Genomic DNA, 17,097 nt, shown 5'->3' with positions numbered 1-17,097 from the left:
GCAAGCGGCGGCGGCTCCGCGGCAGCCGTCGCGGTTGCGGGCGCCTGCTCCCACGTCGCCGTGAGTGGCGGCGGCTGAACTCGCCGCTGCGCGTCAAACATCTCTTCCAGCGAGCTCAGCCGGCGGCGCAGCTCGGCCGCCTGACTGGAGGCCTTGATCGCGACGAGGAAGGCGGCGATCGCAATGATCAACGCAAAGACGTCAAACGGGCCGTCGAACATGAAGCCTCCAGGCAACCGGCGGGCACGGCCGATCGCGAAACCTTAGAGTCTTGGTTTCGAGCATGATCTTGCTCGGAAAACCGCTTACGCACTTTTCCGGATCATGCTCAGCGCCGGGAGCGTACGCGCAAGCCCGGCGCGGGCCGCTCCTGGTGCACGTCGCGGCGGAAGCGATAGAGCGCCGCCGGGCGTCCGCCGGTCTGTGTCGACATCGCCCCGGTCGGTTCGACCAGGGCTTCCGTTTCGACGAGGCGGCGGAAATTCTGTTTGTGCAGGTGCCGGCCGGAGATGGCCTCCACCGTATGCTGCAATTCCGTGAGTGTGAACTCGGCGGGCAAAAGTTCAAAGACCACAGGACGATACTTCAGTTTCGCACGCAGCCGCGCGATGGCTGTGGCGAGGATGCGCCGGTGATCGAACCGCATCGAGGTCCCGAGCGCGGGAAGCGACTTGCGCGCTAATGCCGCAGGCCTGCCGTCGCGTCGCGCCTCCTCGATCAGCCCGGCCTCGTACAGGAGCTCATAGCGATCGAGCACGCGCTCCTCGTCCCAGGGCGCACCGTCGAGACCGAAATAGAATCGCACGCGATCCTTCCGCGGCAGCGCGCGCGTCGTCTCCGGCGTCTCCTCCTCGGCCCATTTCGTCAGCGCCGGGATGATGTCGCGGGCGATGATCTCTGGCGGCTGCTCGCGCCAGTCTTCCCAGGGGAAGAAGCGATACCATGGCTCGAAGCTCGCGCCGGTCGCGGCGAGCTCGCCATCGACGGCGCGCGTCAGCGCGAGATAGCCGATCGACACCATATGCGCGCCGGTGTCGCCGGCCTCGGCATGACGGCCGCGGTCGCCGAACGTGTAGAGCTGCTCGACATAGCCGAGCCGCAGGCCCGCCTGCTGCTCGACCCAGGCGCGCAGGCCAATTTCGAAGGTGCGGTGGGCGAGCGCATCGAACGGCCCAAACGGCAGGCCGGCAAGCCCGTCACCGCCGCGTGCGGTGAGGATAAGCGGCTCGTGGTCTTCGATCGCGACGATCGCGGCGGTCAGGCCAATCTCGATCGGCGTCAGCAGCGTCTCGCTCATGCGGTGATGATCGCAGCTGTTGCCACAAACTCGTCATGCCCGGGCTTGTCCCGGGCATCCACGTTCTTCGTGCCGTGGGAAAGGTCGTGGATGGCCGGGACAAGCCCGGCCATGACGACGTGGAAGCATCTGCGCGGGAGAGGGGGCGCAGTCCCGTCGCGGCTGCTATTCGGCTCCCGACTCATTCGAGCTCGATCACGAAGGGGCGGCCTTCGACCATCATCGCGCCCGGGCCCATCTCGTCGAGCGCGCGCAGCATGCGGCCGTTGCGTCCCAATGCACGATCGGCGAGGCCGACGATGCGCCGGTTCGGCGAGGCGATCGGCGAGGCCGCGCGGATCTTCCTGGCGATCTCGATCTCGTCGCGGTTCGGATTGAGCGCGCATACTGCTGCGAACGCGCTGGCGGTGGAGCGGCTGATGCCGGCGTAGCAATGCACCACCAGCGGCGCGCTACGGTCCCAGCCCCGCACGAAGTTCAGCACCTGCTCGATATGCGTCTCTGACGGTGCGACGAAGCCGTCCATCTCCTCGGTGATGTCGTCCATCGACACCTTGAGATGATTGGCCGGCAGCACGGACACGGGCCGCGGCACCTGCTCGACATTGGCCATCACCGTCAGCACATGGCTGGCGCCGGTGAGGCGGACGGTTTCGGGAAGCGCGGCGAGGGAACAGACGTGGATCATGGCGGACCTTTTTGCCGCTGACTATAGCGGGCGCTCGTAGGGTGGGCAAAGGCGCATCGCGCCGTGCCCACCATTTCGCAACTGCGCGCATCGCTCCTGTTTGGTGGGCACGCTTCGCTTTGCCCACCCTACGAAGGGATGATGCTACGCAACCACCGCGCCAAACCGCTCCAGAAACTGCTTCTCGGCCCGCGCCGCGGTCCAGGGCGTGAGATAGTCGCGCCGGACGCTGTCGGGTAGGCCGGGATCCTTGCCGAACAGGCGCCGTGCCTCGCTCTCGCTGAAACCGGCAAGCTCGGTCGCCTCCAGATAAGCCGCGCCGCGATCGGCGGCCTTGATCGCCTGCGTGATCTCCTCCGGCAGCACGGGCGGTAGCCCGAAGCGGATGTGGATGGCGCCAAGCAGGCGTTTCTCGACCGCCTTGTAATGGCCCTCGAGCACGGCCTTGAACGGCGAGATCATGTCGCCGATGACATACTCGGGTGCGTCATGCAGCAGGGCTGCGAGTCGCACGCGCTGGTCGACGCGCGGCGTCTCATGCCGCATCACGGTCTCCACCAGCAACGTATGCTGCGCGACCGAGAAGATGTGGGTGCCGATGGTCTGGCCGTTCCAGCGGGCAACGCGCGCCAGCCCGTGCGCGATGTCGGCGATCTCGACGTCGAGCGGAGAGGGATCGAGCAGATCGAGCCGCCGGCCCGACAGCATGCGCTGCCAGGCGCGGGACTGCGCATCGCGCGCGGTCTTCTTCTCGGCTGTCATTTGGCCTTGAGGCGCGGCTTGCGCTGCGTCTTGCCGCAGGTCGCGTGACAATGGCAGTCGACCAGATGGTCGTTGACCATGCCGGTCGCCTGCATGAAGGCATAGACGATGGTCGGGCCGACGAACTTGAAGCCGCGCGAGGACAGCTCCTTGGAGATCTGCACCGACAGCGGTGTCGAGGCGGGTACGCTCGCGCTGGTCTTGAAATTGTTGACCTTGGGCCGGCGTCCATGAAGTCCCATAATAGCTTCGAAAAGCCCGGTCCCTTCTCCATGATCTCCAGATACGATTTTGCGCTCAGGATCGCGCCGTCGATCTTGGCCTTGTTGCGCACGATGCCGGCATCGTTCATCAGCGCGTGCACCTTCTTGTCGTTGTAGCGCGCGATCTTTTCCGGCTGGAAATCGTCGAAGGCTTTGCGGAAATTGTCGCGCTTGCGCAGGATCGTGATCCAGGACAGGCCGGCCTGGAAGCCGTCGAGGATCAGCTTTTCGTAGAGTGCGCGGTCGTCATACTCAGGCACGCCCCATTCGGTGTCGTGATAGGCGACATAGAGCGGATCTTCGCCCGGCCAGGGGCAGCGGGTCTTTCCGTCGGGATGCAGGTGAGGGGCGCGGCTCATGCGATGGGTTGCTTCGATGGAATGCGGACGATGTCGGGTTCGGCGAGTGTCAGCGCGAGGCCGCCCGCGGTGAGCGGCTGGCCCGCATCGAGCGCATCGGCGACGCGGTCGACGCGCACCAGCGCGATGCCCTTGCCGCCGGCGGTCGAGCCGATGGTGCCGACCGGCTTGTCGCCGGCGAGAATGGTGGCACCAATCTCGGGCGAGGGCCCCTCGAGCAACACCTTGACGCTGCGGGTGCGCGCAGTGCCGCGATGCTGCATGCGCGAGACGACCTCCTGGCCGACATAGCAGCCCTTGTCGAAATCAACGCCGGCGAGACGGTCCATGTTGGTCTCGTGTGGGAACGCATCGCTGTACATGAAATCGAGCCCGCCGCGCGGCACGCCGAGCGCGATGCGGTGGGCCTCGTATTCGGTGGCATCGACCTGCTCGGCGCCGATGAGATCGGACAGCTTCTGCTTGAGATCCTCGGGGATCAGGATGCGATAGCCGAGCTCGTTGTGGCGCGGATCGGCGAAGCCGAGGTCGGGCTGAGCGGCAGGCTGGCCGTCCCAGGCTGCGAGCACGCCCAGAGCATCGGAGAGGTTTTCCACCGTGACTTTGGCGCGCAGCTTGTAGAATTTCAGCTTGGTGGCGAGGGCCTCGGCCAGCGCCTTCGGGCAATCGATCAGGAACCCGCCGCCATGGCCGGCGGGCACCTCCGTGATCAGGAAATCGACGATGATCTTGCCCTGCGGCGTCAGCAGCGCGCCGAATCGCCCCAGGCCCGGCTTGAGCCTGTCGACATCGGTGGTGACGAGGCCGTTGAGGAAGTTGCGCGCATCCTCGCCCGCGACCTTGACCACGCCCCGGTCGGGAAGAAACGCTGATTTCATGCGAAAATCTCTTGCGACATGTTGCTCCGGAACGTAAGCCCGCAAGGCAAAAACGACAAGACCTCGAGCTCTGCGCTTGGGGATGAGAGAGGTCCCATGACCCAGCGTTTCGACGTGATCCTCAAAGGTGGCACCGTGGTCAACCAGGACGGCGAGGGCCTGCGCGATATCGGCATCACGGGTGGCCGCATCGCCGAGATCGGCACGCTGTCGCAAGGCAGCGCCGCGGAGGTGATCGACTGCAAGGGCCTGCACATCCTGCCCGGCGTGATGGACACGCAGGTGCATTTCCGCGAGCCCGGGCTGACGCACAAGGAAGACCTCGAGACCGGCTCGCGCAGCGCCGTGATGGGCGGCGTCACCGCCGTGTTCGAGATGCCGAACACCTCGCCCCTCACGGTCACGGAAGCCGAATTTACCGACAAGGTGAAGCGGGCCCATCACCGCATGCATTGCGATTTCGCCTTCTTCATCGGCGGCACCCGCGAGAACGTGCAGGATCTGCCGGTGCTGGAGCGCGCGCCGGGCTGCGCGGGCGTCAAGGTGTTCATCGGCTCGTCCACCGGCGCGCTGCTGGTGGAGGACGACGAGAGCCTCCGCCGCATCTTCCAGGTCATCCGTCGCCGCGCCGCGTTCCACGCCGAGGACGAGTATCGCCTCAACGACCGCAAGTCGCTGCGCATCGAGGGCGATGCGCGCTCGCATCCGGTCTGGCGCGACGAGACCGCGGCGTTGATGGCGACGCAGCGCCTCGTCAAGCTCGCGCATGAGACGGGCAAGCGCATCCATGTGCTGCACATCTCGACCAAGGAAGAGATCGAGTTCCTGCGCGACCACAAGGACGTCGCTTCCTGCGAGGCGACGCCGCATCATCTCACGCTGGTCGCGCCGGAATGCTACGAGCGGCTCGGCACGCTGGCGCAGATGAACCCGCCGGTTCGCGGCGCGGATCACCGCGCCGGAATCTGGCGCGGCATCGAGCAGGGCATCATCGACGTGCTCGGCTCCGACCACGCCCCGCATGCGCTGGACGAGAAGCAGAAGACCTATCCGGCCTCACCCTCCGGCATGACCGGCGTGCAGACGCTGGTGCCGATCATGCTCGATCACGTCAATGCCGGCCGTCTGTCGCTGGCGAGGTTCGTCGATCTCACCAGCGCCGGGCCCGCGCGGCTCTACAACATGGCCTGCAAGGGCCGCATCGCCGCCGGTTACGATGCCGACTTCACCATCGTCGACTTGAAGCGCAGCGAGATCATCACCAACAAATGGGTGGCATCCAAAGCCGGCTGGACCCCCTATGACGGCGTCCGCGTCACCGGATGGCCCGTCGGCACCTTCATCCGCGGCCGCCGCGTGATGTGGCAGGGCGAGTTGGTGACGGCCTCGCAAGGCGAGCCGGTGCGGTTTCTGGAGACGCTGAAGGCGTAGGGCGCTCCACACTCGGTGTCGTCCCGGCGAAGGCCGGGATCCATAACCACAGGGAGACGTTTGGCGAAGACTATTCGTTGCTGGGCCTTCCCTCGGTACGAATACCTACGTCCACCGATAGATCACGCGGTATGGGTCCCGGCCTTCGCCGGGACGACATTGAGGAAGCATGGGAGAGCATTCAATGACTCAACCCCTCATCACCACCGAGCAACTCGCAGGCCTGCTCGGCGATCATAACCTCCGCCTCTACGACTGCACGACCTACAACGAGCCCGTCCCGCCCGGCAGCGACGTGCCGTATCGTGCCGTCCCCGGCGACAAGACCTTCGCAGCCGGCCACATCCCGGGCGCCGATTTTCTCGACCTGCAGGGCGAGTTCTCCGACACCTCCGCGCAACAGTTTTTCATGATGCCTGATGTGGCCCAGCTGGAGGCTGCTTTCGGCCGGCATGGCCTCGATGCATCAAAGACCATCGTGCTCTACAGCATCGGCACGATGATGTGGTCGACGCGGTTCTGGTGGATGCTGCGCTCGCTCGGCGTCGATGCGCGTGTGCTCGACGGCGGTTTCGACAAATGGAAGGACGAGGGGCGGCCGGTCGAGAGAGGTGCCCCGAGGGGCTATCCGGCAACCACGTTCAAGGCCGCGCCGCGCCCAGGCTTCTTCGTCGACAAGAACATCGTGAAGGCCCGGATCGGCGATCCCTCGACCGTTATTGTGAACGCGCTCGGGCCGCAATTTCATCAGGGCCTCGAGCCGAGCCGCTACGGCCGGCCCGGCCGTGTGCCGGGCAGCGTCAACGTCCCAGCGGCGTCGCTCACCAATGCCGACAAAACGCTGACGACGCTTGCAGACGCCGAGGCCAAATTCACCGCCCAAGGCGTTACGCGCGATAAGAATGTGATCCTGTATTGTGGCGGCGGCATCTCGGCGACGATCGACCTGCTCATGCTGACCCAGCTCGGCTATGACCAGCTGACGCTCTACGACGCCTCCATGGGCGAGTGGGCGCGGGATCCGGCGCTGCCGATCGAGACGGATTAGGGGTAACTTACCCTCCCCCTCCAGGGGAGGGTAAGAGCGCGCCGAGTAAGAAAGTTGGGAACCTTTCACTTCAACCTGCATCCAATGTCCGGAACGAAGCGAAACAAGCAGGTAACAGCCATGCAACGGACCGCAGCCGGCCTGTCCGCCGGCGTCAGGACATTGGAAGCCGAGCTGATCGACCGCGCGCGGGGCCGTGAGGAGGCCGCCTTGCGCGAGATCATGCAAGCCAACAACCGCAGGCTCTATCGCCTCGCGCGCGGAATCCTGCGCAGCGACAGCGAAGCCGAGGACGTGGTGCAGGAAACCTATGTCCGGGCCTTCACCCATCTCGACGGCTTCCGGGGCGAGGCAGGCCTGTCGACCTGGCTGTCGCGCATCGCCATCAACGAGGCGCTTGGCCGAGTGCGCAGCCGCAAGCCGGATGTCGAACTCGGCGCGATACCAGATGCCGCGCTCGACGCGCAGATCATCAAGTTTCCCGTTTCTCCCGCAGGCGATCCGGAAAGGACCATGGCCCAACGTGAAATCCAGCGCGTCGTCGAACGCGCCATCGACGAGTTGCCGGATGTCTTCCGCATAGTCTTCGTCGCCCGGGTCATGGAGGGCATGACCATCGAGGAGACCGCCGATCTGCTCGCCGTCAAGCCCGAGACCGTGAAGACGCGGCTGCACCGTGCTCGCACCATGCTTCGCGAGAACGTCGAGAAGGAGATCGGCCCGGTGGTGATGGATGCGTTCCCATTCGCCGGGTGGCGCTGTGAACGCTTGACCGTATCAGTGCTGAAGCGGCTCGGCCTCGGCAGCTAAAGTTTTCGGGAACGTTTGCGCGAAATACCCATCCAACTCCTGTGAAGCAACGCGCCGGCCCAAACGTCCGGCACCACAGGAGTATCAAGCCATGTTGTTCCGATCGAGCGCGGCGATCGCCGCAGCCGTCCTGCTGTCGAGTCCTGCGCTGCTGCAGGGCGCTCGCGCAGCCGACAAGCCCACCGATCCGCAGATCGCCCATATTGCCTACACTGCCGGCGTGATCGACATCAACGCGGCCAAGCAGGCGCAGAAGAAAGCCAAGAACAAGGACGTCAAGGCCTTCGCCGAGGACATGCTGCGCGACCACGAGGCCGTCAACAAGCAGGCGCTCGCGCTTGTCAAAAAGCTGAACGTCACGCCTGAAGATAACGACACCAGCCGGGCGCTGTCGAAGCAGGCGAGCGACAAGATGGCTGAGCTCGACAAGCTAAGCGGCGCCGCCTTCGACAAGGCCTATGTCCAGAACGAGGTCGCCTACCATAAGGCGGTCAATAGCGCGTTGGAGACCCAGCTCATTCCGTCCGCGAGCAATAACGAGCTGAAGAGCCTGTTGCAGACCGGCCTGAAGATCTTCCAAGGCCATCAGCAGCACGCCGAGCACGTCGCGGCCGAGCTGAAATAGGAGGGTGCGATGAAGCCGGGACGCCTCGCTTCGATCGCGCTTGCGGTCATGTTCCTGTCAGTGGTCGTCCCGGCACGTGCGGCGACCATTCAAATCACGATGGACAATCTCGTGATCTCGCCGGCCGAAATCTCGGCCAAGGTCGGCGACACCATTGAGTGGATCAACAAGGACATCTTCGCCCACACCGCCACTGCGACCAACGGTGATTTTGACGTCCCTCTGCTGCCGAAGAAGTCGGCGACGTTCGTTTTGAAGAAGGCGGGAACGGTCGGCTACTACTGTCGCTATCATCCCAATATGAAGGCGACTCTGAAAGTCGAGCCCTGATGCCTGGGCGTGCATTCCCGATCGCATCGGGAACGTCTCCCGGTCATCGCCGGACTAATGCTTGTCCGCGTTCGATCGCTTCCATGCGATAAATCGCGGCAGACTTCGCGAGCACTTCGCAAAGTCATTCATCCGCGAACTGGCCCCGTCCTGTGGCGGGGTCATTTTTCGAAAAGGGGTTACTGCCTGGAGAGGCTGACCGAGAATTCGCCGTTGCGGATACGGCCAGGAAAGCCCTCGACGAATTTCGCCACCGCGTCCTCGCCGTAGGTCCCGACGAGTTCGGCAAAGGCCGCGAACAGGCTCGCCTGCGCCAGGCAGTCGCCGTCGACGCCGTCATGGCGCGCCTCGGCCCAGGCCTCATTGAGATAGCTCAGTGCGGCCTGCTTCTGCTCGTGATCGGGCAGCGGCGCGCGGGCGGGGGCGTAGGATGTCGGCTGGCTCATGAAACTCGATCAGGGCTGGGGCGCGATCCACGGCGATGCGCTGCGCGAGAGGTGTAGCACGGGCGTTAACGACCGCTAGGCCACTTCTTTAAGAACGGTTAACGGCTGTGAACAAAGTCGATGACAGAGTTCCCGACGCTGTCATTCCGGGGCGCGCGTAGCGCGAGCCCGGAATCCATCGGGCCGCACAGAATGTCGCAGGATGGATTCTCAGATGCGCAATTGCGCATCGTAGTTCGCGCTGCGCGCGCCCCGGAATGACCGGTGGAGAGAGCTCAGTTCGCGTAGCGCGCCGTGAGATCGCGCGAGATCTTCGAGCCTTCCTCGATGGAGCGACGGATCGCCACCGTCGCCGCCGGCGTGCAGCTCCGGTAGGTCTGCTGGAAGCCGTTATAGCCGCGGTTGAAGCCGGCGATCATGCGGGTGCGGCGCTCGCCGGAGGGGGTTTCGGCATCGATCAGCGCCTGCATCTCGTTGCGCCATTTGTTGCCCTCGTTGGCCCCGCAGATGCCGCGAAGATAATGCAGCCCGCCGAGAATCTCCGCCAGCCGCTGCAAATCGCCGTCAAACGGCGCCGCCACGTCCTGGGCCCTCGTGGGCGCGGAGGCGCAGGCGAGAATCAGGGCAAAAATGGCCAGAAATCGCGTGGACATCGGCGGGTGTATGCCCCGTCGAGGCGGTGGAAGCAAGGCGGGGCGGTCAGGAGCCAATCAGCCGGGCGGCGGACTGGATGACCTCCTCCAGTCCCCCCGTCAGCCTGAGGTCGCCGAGACCGGCGACGGCCTCAGGGGCGATCCAGCGGTAATCGTCGAGCTCGTCGTTCAGAACGGGTTCGTTGGCCACCCAGCGGGCGGCAAAGGACATGATCAGGTAATGACCGGCTCCGGCCGTGGCCGGCAGCACCTCGCGCCAGCCGGCGAGGCCAATGATGTCGATGGCGAGCCCGGTCTCCTCGTCGACCTCGCGCAGCAGGGCCTGGTGCAGCGATTCGCCGAACTCGACCCGGCCGCCGGGCAGCGAATAGAACCCTTTTGCGGGCGAACGGGCGCGGCGGGTCAGAAGCACCTTGCCGTCGCGAAAAATCGCGGCACTGACCGCGATCTGGGGGTGAGTAGGCTGGACCACGGAAGCCATGGGTTCCTTCACCTCTCCCAAGCGGGGAGAGGTCGATTTGCTCCTGGCGATGCGAAGCATCGTTCTGTGCAAATCGGGTGAGGGGGCTCAGTTCTTCTTCCGAGGGAGCGCAACCCCTCACCCGGCGCTATGCGCCGACCTCTCCCTATGGGAGAGGTGGTCCGTGTTCGCGGCAACGTTCGATCGAATCTCATGAGCTCAGGTCGCCATGATGGTGTCGATGTCGGCTTCGGCGCCGCCATTGATGATGCCGCCGCAGGCCGCGATCAGCGGCTTGACCCAGGCCGTGGCCTGCTCGGCGAGCCGGACGCGCGTCGTGTCCTTCTCGACCTCGCGCATGGCTGAGCCGACCGCGGTCAGGATCGAGGTCATGGTATCCGTGATGTGGTCGAACTGGGCGCGCACGTTGGGATCGGCCTTCTCATAGGCCTCGATGGCGAGGTCGCGCGCCCTGAAATTCGACGCCGTGAAATGCTCGGCATAGGACAGCGGCGTCCAGGTCAAAAAATCTTCCGCGCATTCCGGCATGTCAGGGACCATTTCCAGCAGCATCACGGCCTCATTGAAATGGTTGAGATAGTCGGTGGCAAGCCCGGTCCGCGGGTTGATGTTGGCGACGCGCAGCCGCTCGGCCCAGGCGGCGGCCTCGGGGCCCGTCTGTACATGCGTCCGCGCGGGTTGGGAGACCGTTGAGCTCATCGGCCGCAGTGTTAACGTTCGGGGTTAAAAGGCCCTGAACGGACCCTATATAGACGCCCTAGGATGTGTGGACGCTTCGTCATAACTTCGGCCCCCGCGGCTTTGCGGCAACTGTTCGGCTACATTGAGCAGCCGAATTTCCCGCTCCGCTACAACGTCGCCCCGACGCAGCCGATTCCGGTCGTATGGATCGAGAACGGCGCACGCCATTTCCGCCTGATGCGCTGGGGCCTCTTGCCGGGCTGGGTCAAGGATCCCCGCGGGTTTACGCTCCTGATCAATGCCCGCTCCGAGACGGTGCTGGAGAAGCCCGCCTTCAAAATGGCGATTCGCCGCCGGCGCGGGCTGATCCCGGCGGACGGCTATTACGAGTGGAAGGCGGAGGGTGGCCGCAAGCAGCCCTTCCTCATCCATCGCGCCGACGGCGCACCGCTCGGCTTTGCCGCATTGTTCGAGACCTGGGTGGGGCCGAACGGCGAGGAGCTCGACACCGTCGCGATCGTCACGGCGGCGGCAGGCGAGGATCTTGCCGCGCTGCATGACCGCGTGCCCGTCACCATCAGCCCGCGCGATTTCGAGCGCTGGCTCGACTGCCGCAGCGACGAAATCGACGCGATCCTGCCGCTGATGACCGCCCCGCGCGTCGGCGAATTCGCCTGGCACCCTGTTTCCACCCGCGTCAACCGCGTCGCCAATGACGACGAGCAGTTGCTCTTGCCGATCAGCGCGGAGGAGATGGAAGCGGAGGTGGTGAAGCCGAAGAAGGTGGCGCGGAAGGCTGTGGGCACGTTAACCGATGACGGGCAGGGGTCGTTGTTTTAGCTGCTGCTACAACCTCAACTGTCGTCCCGGCGAAGGCCGGGACCCATACCCCCAGAAGCTGGTTGTAGCGAGAGATGGTGGTGGGCGGCCTTCGTCCAATCGAACTCGGTGGTTATGGGTCCCGGATCTGCGCTTACGCTTGTCCGGGACGACAGCAGTGTTTGTAGCGCGCCGCCCTCAAACAACCTCCCTTGCCCTCAGCTGCGCAATCTCCGCCGCATCGAACCCCAGCTCCCTCAGCACCGCATCCGTATCCGCCCCAAGCTCCGGCGCCATGCGGTCCAGCTTGCCGCCGCCATGGGCGAGCTTGAATCCGCTGCCGGCAAAGCGCAGGCGGCCATGCGGCGTGTCCAGCTCCTGGATCGCACCGCGCGCCTTGATTTGCGGGTGGTCGATCACCTCCTCGACCTTCCAGATGCTGGCGCAGGGCGCGCCGGCGTCTTCGAGGATCGTCTCCCATTCGCGCGCCGGCCTTGCCGCCAGCGCTTCCTCGATGATGGCGCGGAGCGCGCCCTCGTTCTCGTTGCGGGCGAACCAGTCGGCAAAGCGCGGATCGGTCAGCGTGTCCTCGCGGCCGAGTGTGCTCATCAGCGCGCGGTACTGCTTCTCGTTGTTGACCGCGAGCAGGATGTGGCCGTCGCCGCATTTGAACAGATTGGCTGTGGTCCTGCGGCTCACCGCCTGGTTGCCCGAGAGCGTTTGGCGATGGCCGGCGACGGACCAATCCGCGATCTGGCCCGAGAGGAACGCCATCGTCGCCTCCAGCATGGAGACGTCGATGAGCTGGCCCTTGCCGGTGCGGTCGCGCTGGTACAGCGCGCTGGACACCCCAAACGCAGCTGTTGCGCCCGACAGCACGTCGCACACCGCAAAGCCCGCGCGCGTCGGTCCGGTCTCAGGGTGGCCGGTGATCGCCATGATGCCCGACAGCGCCTGCATCTTGCCGTCATAGCCGGGCCGCAAGCGATCCGGCCCGGTCTGACCGAAGCCTGATACGGCGCAATAGATCAGCTTTGGATTGATCGCCGAGAGCGCCTCGTAGCCGATGCCGAGCTTGTCCATCACGCCGGGGCGGAAGTTCTCCATGACCACATCGACCTGGCTCGCGAGCTTCTTCACGATCGCTACGGCGTCGGGCTTTTGCAGGTCCAGCGTCAGGCTGCGCTTGTTGCCGTTGATGGCCTGGAACGCCGGCGCCAGCCCGCGCTCGGCCCACTCGCGGCTGAGCGGCGTGCGGCGCATGTCCTCGCCCTCGCGCCGCTCGACCTTGATGACGTCGGCTCCCAGCAGCGCGAGCTGATAGCTCGCATAGGGACCGGCCAGCACTTGCGTGAAGTCCAGGATCTTCACGCCCTCGAACGGTCGCGTCACGTCTCTCTCCCTTTTTCTTCGTTATCGGAGGACGTCAGGCGGCGCGGTTGCCGCGCGCGATCTCCTTCTGCTTGTCGAATTCGGCGCGGCGGCGCGCCAGCTCTTCGGGGCTGAGCTGCGCCACGTTGTTGTAGTCGAGCTTCCAGGAAGCATCCTCGCTCCAGCGCAGCGGCGACTGCATCGTCGTCTGCGGGCCGCTTGCGGTCTCCAGCAGTTTCAACGCGAGCTCCAGCGTCTGCGCCTGCGAGCCGGCATCATGCGGCTTGCCGGCGGAATTGCCGAGCGGGAAATCGGAGAACAGGAAGCGCGGCACGGCCGCGTGCTCGATGATGTCCTTGGCGCAGCCCATGATCACGGTCGGAATGCCGTTCCGCTCCAGGTGCCGCGCCACCAGCGCGGTGGTCTGGTGGCAGACCGGGCAGTTCGGCACCAGCACGGCGACGTCGACCTTGTCGGCAAGGCAGCGCGCCAGGATCTCCGGCGCGTCGGTATCCAGCGTGACCCGGTGGCTGCGGTTGGTCGGCGCGCCGAAGAAACGTGGGGCGACCTCGCCGATCCGTCCCGCGGCGCTGGCCTTCAAGAGCTGCGGCAGCGGAAACCAGGTGCCGCTGTCGGTCGCGCTGGTGTGCTTGCGGTCGTAGCCGATGTGCGAGATGCGAAGGTCGTGCTCTTTCGACGTGTCGCCATCATAGACTTGGTAGAATTTCGCGCTGCCGTTATATGCCGCGCCCGGTCCCTGATCGCCCTTGGCCGGATCGAACGGCGCCGCGGTCGTGATGATCGTCACGCGCGACTGCGCCAATGGCTTCTTCAGCGGCTGGAACGATGCCTCCGTGTAATGCGCCCAGCGATACGGCGTGGTGTAGCCGATCGCCGCGTAATAGTCGCGCGTGCGCTGCATGTAGGGGACGGCAGAATCGTAGTCGGGCGCAAAGCCGAATTCGTCGTCGCGCGGAGCGGACATGGGCGCGTCTCCTGGTTCTTGGTTAGGCCCAGACTAGAGATAGTTTTCGAGTTGCTCAACGGGGAGTGGGGTGGCGCAGGCCAGAATTGCGGATGAGGATGGTGCGGCGTGGACGGTGTCTTTTACCCTCCCCTGGAGGGGGAGGGTCGGCTCACATGGAGCGCAGCGAAATGTGAGACGGGGTGGGGTGACGGTCTCTCCACCTCGCACAGTGCCCGAGCGGAGATCACCCCACCCCGCTCGCGCTGCGCGCGATCGACCCTCCCCCTCCAGCCCTCCAGGGGAGGGTGAAGAGCGTTATCTACCTGAAAACATGCAGCGCCACGTATTGCAGCAGCATGATCGCCTTGGCATCGATGATGCGGCCGTCTGCGATCATCGCCAGCGCCTCGTCGATGGAAAGCTCCAACACCTCGATGTCCTCGCCCTCGTGCTCGAGTCCGCCGCCGTCGCTGACGCGCATCTCCGGCTCGTATTCGGCGACGAAGAAATGCAGCTTCTCGGTGATGGCGCCGGGGCTCATGAAGGCCTCGAACACCTTGTGGACGTCGTGCAGGCGATAGCCGGTTTCCTCCTCGGCCTCGGCGCGGATGCGCACCTCGGGGGCGGCATCGTCGAGCACGCCGGCGGCCGCTTCGATCAGGAGATCGTCGTAGCCGCGAATATAGGCCGGCAGGCGGAACTGGCGCACCAGGATCACCGTGCGCCGGGCGCGGTTGTAGGGCAGCACGGCCGCCGCGTTGTCGCGCTCATAGGTCTCGCGGTGCTGCGTCTGCCACTCGCCATTGGTGCGCCGGTACTCGAACGTGGTGTTCTTCAGGGGAGTCCAGTTGTCGGAGAGCACGCGAACGTCCTTGATGCGGACGCGGTCGGAAATGGTCATGGGTCGCATCTCAGTTGCTTGGAATCGTCGCGCGGCCGTCGAGCCACTTCTGGAACATCACCGAGGTGGATTCCTCGAAGCCGAGTGACCCGTAGAACGCGTTGGCCTGCGCGTTCTCGCGGCGGACCAGGAGCTGCAGTTTTGGAATTCCGGCGGCGCGCAGCCAGTCCTCTGCTCCAGCCATGATGACGCGGCCATGGCCGCGCTTCTGGCTGTCAGGGTCCACCGCGACGTAATAGACCCAGCCGCGATGGCCGTCATGGCCGACCATTACGGACGCGACGATCGCACCGGCCTCGCGGCCGACCAGCACGGTGGAATTGTCGCGCCGCCGCGCCAGCGCGATGTCGGCATGCGGATCGTTCCAGGGCCGGGTCAGGCCGCAGCGCTGCCACAGCGCGACGACGGGCTCGATGTCGGCATCCTCGATCGCGGCGATCGCGAGCGGAGCAGGCGGGACCGACGCGCTCACAGCACCTTCCCCGGATTCATGATTCCCAGCGGATCGAGCATCGCCTTGATGGATCGCATCAGCTCGATCGCGGTCTTGTCCTTCACCTCGGGCAGCTCGTCGCGCTTGAGCACGCCGATGCCGTGCTCGGCCGAGATCGAGCCACCCATGCGCAGCACGATCTCGAACACGACCGCGTTCATCTCGTGCCAGCCCGCCAGGAAGTCCGCACTGTTGGCGCCGACCGGCTGGCTGACATTGTAGTGCAGATTGCCGTCGCCGAGATGGCCGAACGGCACCGGCCGCGCCCCGGGGATCAGCTTCACCACGGCGGCATCGGCCTCGGCGATGAAGGCGGGCACGGCGGCGACGGGGACGGAGATGTCGTGCTTGATCGAGCCGCCTTCCGGCTTCTGCGCCGCCGACATCTCGTCGCGCAGCTTCCAGAAGCCGGCGCGCTGGGTGAGGTTGGCCGCGATCACGGCGTCGTCGACGATCTCCTCCTCCATGGCGCGGGTCAGGATCGTCTCCAGCGGCGTGCGGGCATCCTCGCTCGGAGAGGACAATTCCATCAGCACGTACCAGGGATGCTTTTCTGCGAGCGGATCGCGCACGTCGATACCGTGGCGGATCGAGAAGTCGACCGCCATCTGCGACAACAGCTCGAAACTCGTCAGCGCATTGGCGGCCTCGCTCTGCGCGATCGTGAGCAGTTTGAGCGCCGCCGCCGGCGACTTCAGCCCGACGAAGGCGGTCTCGATCGCTCGCGGCTTCGGGAACAATTTTAGAGTCGCTGCCGTGATGATGCCGAGCGTGCCTTCGGCGCCGATGAAGAGGTTGTGCAGATTGTAACCGGTGTTGTCCTTCTTCAGCTTGGACAGCACGTTCAGCACGCGCCCGTCGGCCAGCACCACTTCCAGCCCCAGAGCCATCTCGCGCGCGACCCCATAGGCGAGCGCGGCGGTGCCGCCGGCATTGGTCGAGAGATTGCCGCCGATGGTGCAGCTGCCTTCGGCACCCAATGACAGCGGAAACAGCCGATCGACCTCCGCCGCCTTCTGCTGCGCGATTTGCAGCACGACGCCGGCCTCGCAGGTCATGGTGTTGGAGGCGGTGTCGACCTCACGGATCTTGTCGAGCCGGCGCAACGACACCACGACCTCGCCATTGTGCGGCGTCTGGCCGCCGACGAGGCCGGTATTGCCGCCCTGCGGCACCAGCGCGATCCTGTGCGCGGAGGCAAGCTTGCAGATCTCCGAGACTTCCGCCGTCGAGCCCGGACGCAGCACCAGCGGCGAGCGGCCGTGAAACAGATTGCGCTCCTCGGTGACGTAAGCCTCGATGTCGGCGGCATCGGTGATAGCGTGGCGCTCGCCGACGATCTTGCGAAATTGCTCGATCAACTCGGGCGCAAGCGGCGGGGTGGCGGATTTATCGACGTTCATGGTGTTGTCTCTTCGTCGCTCTTAGTCTCTTGCGCATGATCTTATCGGAAAACCGCTGCACACTTTTCGCTAACGCGGCCCTTCGGGTCCGGATCATGCGCTATCGCGCAACCGCAGCCCGGCGCAGCCGGTCGTTGATCGCTTCGCCGAGTCCTTCTTCGGGGATCGTCATCACGGCGATCGCGCGTGGCCCTCTGGCATCGAGGGCGCGAAGATAGCCGAACAGATTGGCAGCGGCTTCATCGAGATCACCGGCGGGCGACAAATTCATGACAGCGGCGGCGGCATCAAGGCCAGGCGGGTGCGCCGGACCGAATGCCAGCAGCGCTTCGCCCGGCGCCACCTCGTGCGCATTGAGCCGTACGGCCGCGCGCGGCGCATAATGCGAGGC

General features: G+C 65.3%; 21 protein-coding genes and 1 pseudogene. 6 read left to right on the top strand and 16 right to left on the bottom strand.

Going from position 1 to position 17,097, the window contains the following annotated elements:
* The 6 genes and pseudogenes from CWO91_RS36425 to CWO91_RS36400 all read right to left on the bottom strand — a co-directional run.
* On the bottom strand, nt 1-221 hold a 221-nt coding region (locus CWO91_RS36425), incomplete at its 3' end, for a hypothetical protein (protein ID WP_130220275.1).
* A 107-nt stretch (nt 222-328) separates the two neighbouring features.
* Nucleotides 329-1,297 carry an NUDIX hydrolase gene (locus tag CWO91_RS36420; protein ID WP_130220274.1) on the bottom strand — a complete coding sequence of 323 codons (969 nt, stop codon included), beginning with the start codon at nt 1,295-1,297 and terminating at the stop codon, nt 329-331.
* Nucleotides 1,298-1,478: 181 nt separating this feature from the next.
* Nucleotides 1,479-1,985 carry a tyrosine phosphatase family protein gene (locus CWO91_RS36415; RefSeq protein WP_130220273.1) on the bottom strand — a complete coding sequence of 169 codons (507 nt, stop codon included), beginning with the start codon at nt 1,983-1,985 and terminating at the stop codon, nt 1,479-1,481.
* A gap of 144 nt (nt 1,986-2,129) precedes the next feature.
* On the bottom strand, nt 2,130-2,747 hold the full coding sequence (locus CWO91_RS36410) for a YfbR-like 5'-deoxynucleotidase (RefSeq protein WP_130220272.1): 618 nt from the start codon (nt 2,745-2,747) through the stop codon (nt 2,130-2,132).
* Nucleotides 2,744-3,369 (bottom strand): annotated as a pseudogene (locus tag CWO91_RS36405) (DNA-3-methyladenine glycosylase I). Before CWO91_RS36405 ends, CWO91_RS36410 begins: the two are co-directional and overlap by 4 nt.
* Nucleotides 3,366-4,247 carry a YgfZ/GcvT domain-containing protein gene (locus CWO91_RS36400; RefSeq protein WP_130220271.1) on the bottom strand — a complete coding sequence of 294 codons (882 nt, stop codon included), beginning with the start codon at nt 4,245-4,247 and terminating at the stop codon, nt 3,366-3,368. Before CWO91_RS36400 ends, CWO91_RS36405 begins: the two are co-directional and overlap by 4 nt.
* 96 nt (nt 4,248-4,343) lie before the next feature.
* On the opposite strand from CWO91_RS36400, the gene CWO91_RS36395 reads away from it, so the two are divergent.
* The 5 genes from CWO91_RS36395 to CWO91_RS36375 all read left to right on the top strand — a co-directional run bounded on the left by CWO91_RS36395 (nt 4,344) and on the right by CWO91_RS36375 (nt 8,491).
* Entirely contained in the window at nt 4,344-5,678 is a 1,335-nt protein-coding gene (locus CWO91_RS36395) for a dihydroorotase (RefSeq protein ID WP_130220270.1), read from the top strand.
* A gap of 184 nt (nt 5,679-5,862) precedes the next feature.
* Nucleotides 5,863-6,726 carry a sulfurtransferase gene (locus tag CWO91_RS36390; RefSeq protein WP_130220269.1) on the top strand — a complete coding sequence of 288 codons (864 nt, stop codon included), beginning with the start codon at nt 5,863-5,865 and terminating at the stop codon, nt 6,724-6,726.
* Nucleotides 6,727-6,846: 120 nt separating this feature from the next.
* Nucleotides 6,847-7,536, top strand: coding sequence for an RNA polymerase sigma factor (locus CWO91_RS36385; protein WP_165405960.1), 690 nt, complete (start codon nt 6,847-6,849; stop codon nt 7,534-7,536).
* Nucleotides 7,537-7,627: 91 nt separating this feature from the next.
* Complete coding sequence (locus CWO91_RS36380; RefSeq protein WP_130220268.1) at nt 7,628-8,161, top strand: DUF4142 domain-containing protein; 534 nt, start codon at nt 7,628-7,630, stop codon at nt 8,159-8,161.
* Nucleotides 8,162-8,170: 9 nt separating this feature from the next.
* The gene (locus tag CWO91_RS36375) at nt 8,171-8,491 is read left to right on the top strand and encodes a cupredoxin domain-containing protein (RefSeq protein WP_130220267.1); all 321 of its coding nucleotides are present in this window, start codon (nt 8,171-8,173) and stop codon (nt 8,489-8,491) included.
* Nucleotides 8,492-8,670: 179 nt separating this feature from the next.
* On the opposite strand, the gene CWO91_RS36370 is transcribed toward CWO91_RS36375, so the two are convergent.
* From CWO91_RS36370 to CWO91_RS36355, 4 genes are all read right to left on the bottom strand, one after another.
* Nucleotides 8,671-8,937 carry a hypothetical protein gene (locus tag CWO91_RS36370; RefSeq protein WP_130220266.1) on the bottom strand — a complete coding sequence of 89 codons (267 nt, stop codon included), beginning with the start codon at nt 8,935-8,937 and terminating at the stop codon, nt 8,671-8,673.
* Nucleotides 8,938-9,212: 275 nt separating this feature from the next.
* Nucleotides 9,213-9,590 (bottom strand): TIGR02301 family protein, encoded by a 378-nt coding sequence (locus CWO91_RS36365; protein WP_130220265.1) that lies wholly within the window; start codon nt 9,588-9,590, stop codon nt 9,213-9,215.
* Between the two features lie 46 nt (nt 9,591-9,636).
* Nucleotides 9,637-10,071: an NUDIX hydrolase gene (locus CWO91_RS36360; RefSeq protein ID WP_130220264.1), complete on the bottom strand. Its 435-nt coding sequence runs from the start codon at nt 10,069-10,071 to the stop codon at nt 9,637-9,639.
* Between the two features lie 198 nt (nt 10,072-10,269).
* Entirely contained in the window at nt 10,270-10,770 is a 501-nt protein-coding gene (locus tag CWO91_RS36355; RefSeq protein WP_130220263.1) for a hypothetical protein, read from the bottom strand.
* A gap of 63 nt (nt 10,771-10,833) precedes the next feature.
* On the opposite strand from CWO91_RS36355, the gene CWO91_RS36350 reads away from it, so the two are divergent.
* Complete coding sequence (locus CWO91_RS36350; RefSeq protein WP_130220262.1) at nt 10,834-11,592, top strand: SOS response-associated peptidase; 759 nt, start codon at nt 10,834-10,836, stop codon at nt 11,590-11,592.
* A gap of 177 nt (nt 11,593-11,769) precedes the next feature.
* Here CWO91_RS36350 and CWO91_RS36345 read toward each other — a convergent pair whose 3' ends face one another.
* The 6 genes from CWO91_RS36345 to CWO91_RS36320 form a co-directional block, all read right to left on the bottom strand.
* The gene (locus CWO91_RS36345) at nt 11,770-12,963 is read right to left on the bottom strand and encodes a CaiB/BaiF CoA transferase family protein (protein ID WP_130220261.1); all 1,194 of its coding nucleotides are present in this window, start codon (nt 12,961-12,963) and stop codon (nt 11,770-11,772) included.
* Nucleotides 12,964-12,997: 34 nt separating this feature from the next.
* Nucleotides 12,998-13,927, bottom strand: coding sequence for a glycine reductase (locus tag CWO91_RS36340; protein ID WP_130220260.1), 930 nt, complete (start codon nt 13,925-13,927; stop codon nt 12,998-13,000).
* A gap of 301 nt (nt 13,928-14,228) precedes the next feature.
* Nucleotides 14,229-14,810 carry an NUDIX domain-containing protein gene (locus CWO91_RS36335; RefSeq protein WP_130220259.1) on the bottom strand — a complete coding sequence of 194 codons (582 nt, stop codon included), beginning with the start codon at nt 14,808-14,810 and terminating at the stop codon, nt 14,229-14,231.
* Nucleotides 14,811-14,820: 10 nt separating this feature from the next.
* Nucleotides 14,821-15,282 carry a GNAT family acetyltransferase gene (locus CWO91_RS36330; protein WP_165405959.1) on the bottom strand — a complete coding sequence of 154 codons (462 nt, stop codon included), beginning with the start codon at nt 15,280-15,282 and terminating at the stop codon, nt 14,821-14,823.
* Complete coding sequence (locus CWO91_RS36325; RefSeq protein ID WP_130220258.1) at nt 15,279-16,706, bottom strand: FAD-binding oxidoreductase; 1,428 nt, start codon at nt 16,704-16,706, stop codon at nt 15,279-15,281. The genes CWO91_RS36330 and CWO91_RS36325 overlap by 4 nt, the downstream gene beginning before the upstream one ends.
* Before the next feature lie 100 nt (nt 16,707-16,806).
* A partial coding sequence (locus CWO91_RS36320) for a Sua5 family C-terminal domain-containing protein (RefSeq protein ID WP_283811056.1) occupies nt 16,807-17,097 on the bottom strand: 291 nt, incomplete at its 5' end.

It is taken from the genome of Bradyrhizobium genosp. SA-3 (assembly GCF_004212635.1).
Taxonomy (GTDB): domain Bacteria; phylum Pseudomonadota; class Alphaproteobacteria; order Rhizobiales; family Xanthobacteraceae; genus Bradyrhizobium.
The sequence above is the reverse complement of the archived record's forward strand: the minus strand, read 5'-3'. Positions and strand labels throughout refer to the sequence as shown.

Coding starts and splice junctions, on each gene's coding strand:
- CWO91_RS36420 (WP_130220274.1), bottom strand. CDS start 1,297: ATGAGCGAGACGCTGCTGACGCCGATCGAGATTGGCCTGACCGCCGCG.
- CWO91_RS36415 (WP_130220273.1), bottom strand. CDS start 1,985: ATGATCCACGTCTGTTCCCTCGCCGCGCTTCCCGAAACCGTCCGCCTC.
- CWO91_RS36410 (WP_130220272.1), bottom strand. CDS start 2,747: ATGACAGCCGAGAAGAAGACCGCGCGCGATGCGCAGTCCCGCGCCTGG.
- CWO91_RS36400 (WP_130220271.1), bottom strand. CDS start 4,247: ATGAAATCAGCGTTTCTTCCCGACCGGGGCGTGGTCAAGGTCGCGGGC.
- CWO91_RS36395 (WP_130220270.1), top strand. CDS start 4,344: ATGACCCAGCGTTTCGACGTGATCCTCAAAGGTGGCACCGTGGTCAAC.
- CWO91_RS36390 (WP_130220269.1), top strand. CDS start 5,863: ATGACTCAACCCCTCATCACCACCGAGCAACTCGCAGGCCTGCTCGGC.
- CWO91_RS36385 (WP_165405960.1), top strand. CDS start 6,847: ATGCAACGGACCGCAGCCGGCCTGTCCGCCGGCGTCAGGACATTGGAA.
- CWO91_RS36380 (WP_130220268.1), top strand. CDS start 7,628: ATGTTGTTCCGATCGAGCGCGGCGATCGCCGCAGCCGTCCTGCTGTCG.
- CWO91_RS36375 (WP_130220267.1), top strand. CDS start 8,171: ATGAAGCCGGGACGCCTCGCTTCGATCGCGCTTGCGGTCATGTTCCTG.
- CWO91_RS36370 (WP_130220266.1), bottom strand. CDS start 8,937: ATGAGCCAGCCGACATCCTACGCCCCCGCCCGCGCGCCGCTGCCCGAT.
- CWO91_RS36365 (WP_130220265.1), bottom strand. CDS start 9,590: ATGTCCACGCGATTTCTGGCCATTTTTGCCCTGATTCTCGCCTGCGCC.
- CWO91_RS36360 (WP_130220264.1), bottom strand. CDS start 10,071: ATGGCTTCCGTGGTCCAGCCTACTCACCCCCAGATCGCGGTCAGTGCC.
- CWO91_RS36355 (WP_130220263.1), bottom strand. CDS start 10,770: ATGAGCTCAACGGTCTCCCAACCCGCGCGGACGCATGTACAGACGGGC.
- CWO91_RS36350 (WP_130220262.1), top strand. CDS start 10,834: ATGTGTGGACGCTTCGTCATAACTTCGGCCCCCGCGGCTTTGCGGCAA.
- CWO91_RS36340 (WP_130220260.1), bottom strand. CDS start 13,927: ATGTCCGCTCCGCGCGACGACGAATTCGGCTTTGCGCCCGACTACGAT.
- CWO91_RS36335 (WP_130220259.1), bottom strand. CDS start 14,810: ATGACCATTTCCGACCGCGTCCGCATCAAGGACGTTCGCGTGCTCTCC.
- CWO91_RS36325 (WP_130220258.1), bottom strand. CDS start 16,706: ATGAACGTCGATAAATCCGCCACCCCGCCGCTTGCGCCCGAGTTGATC.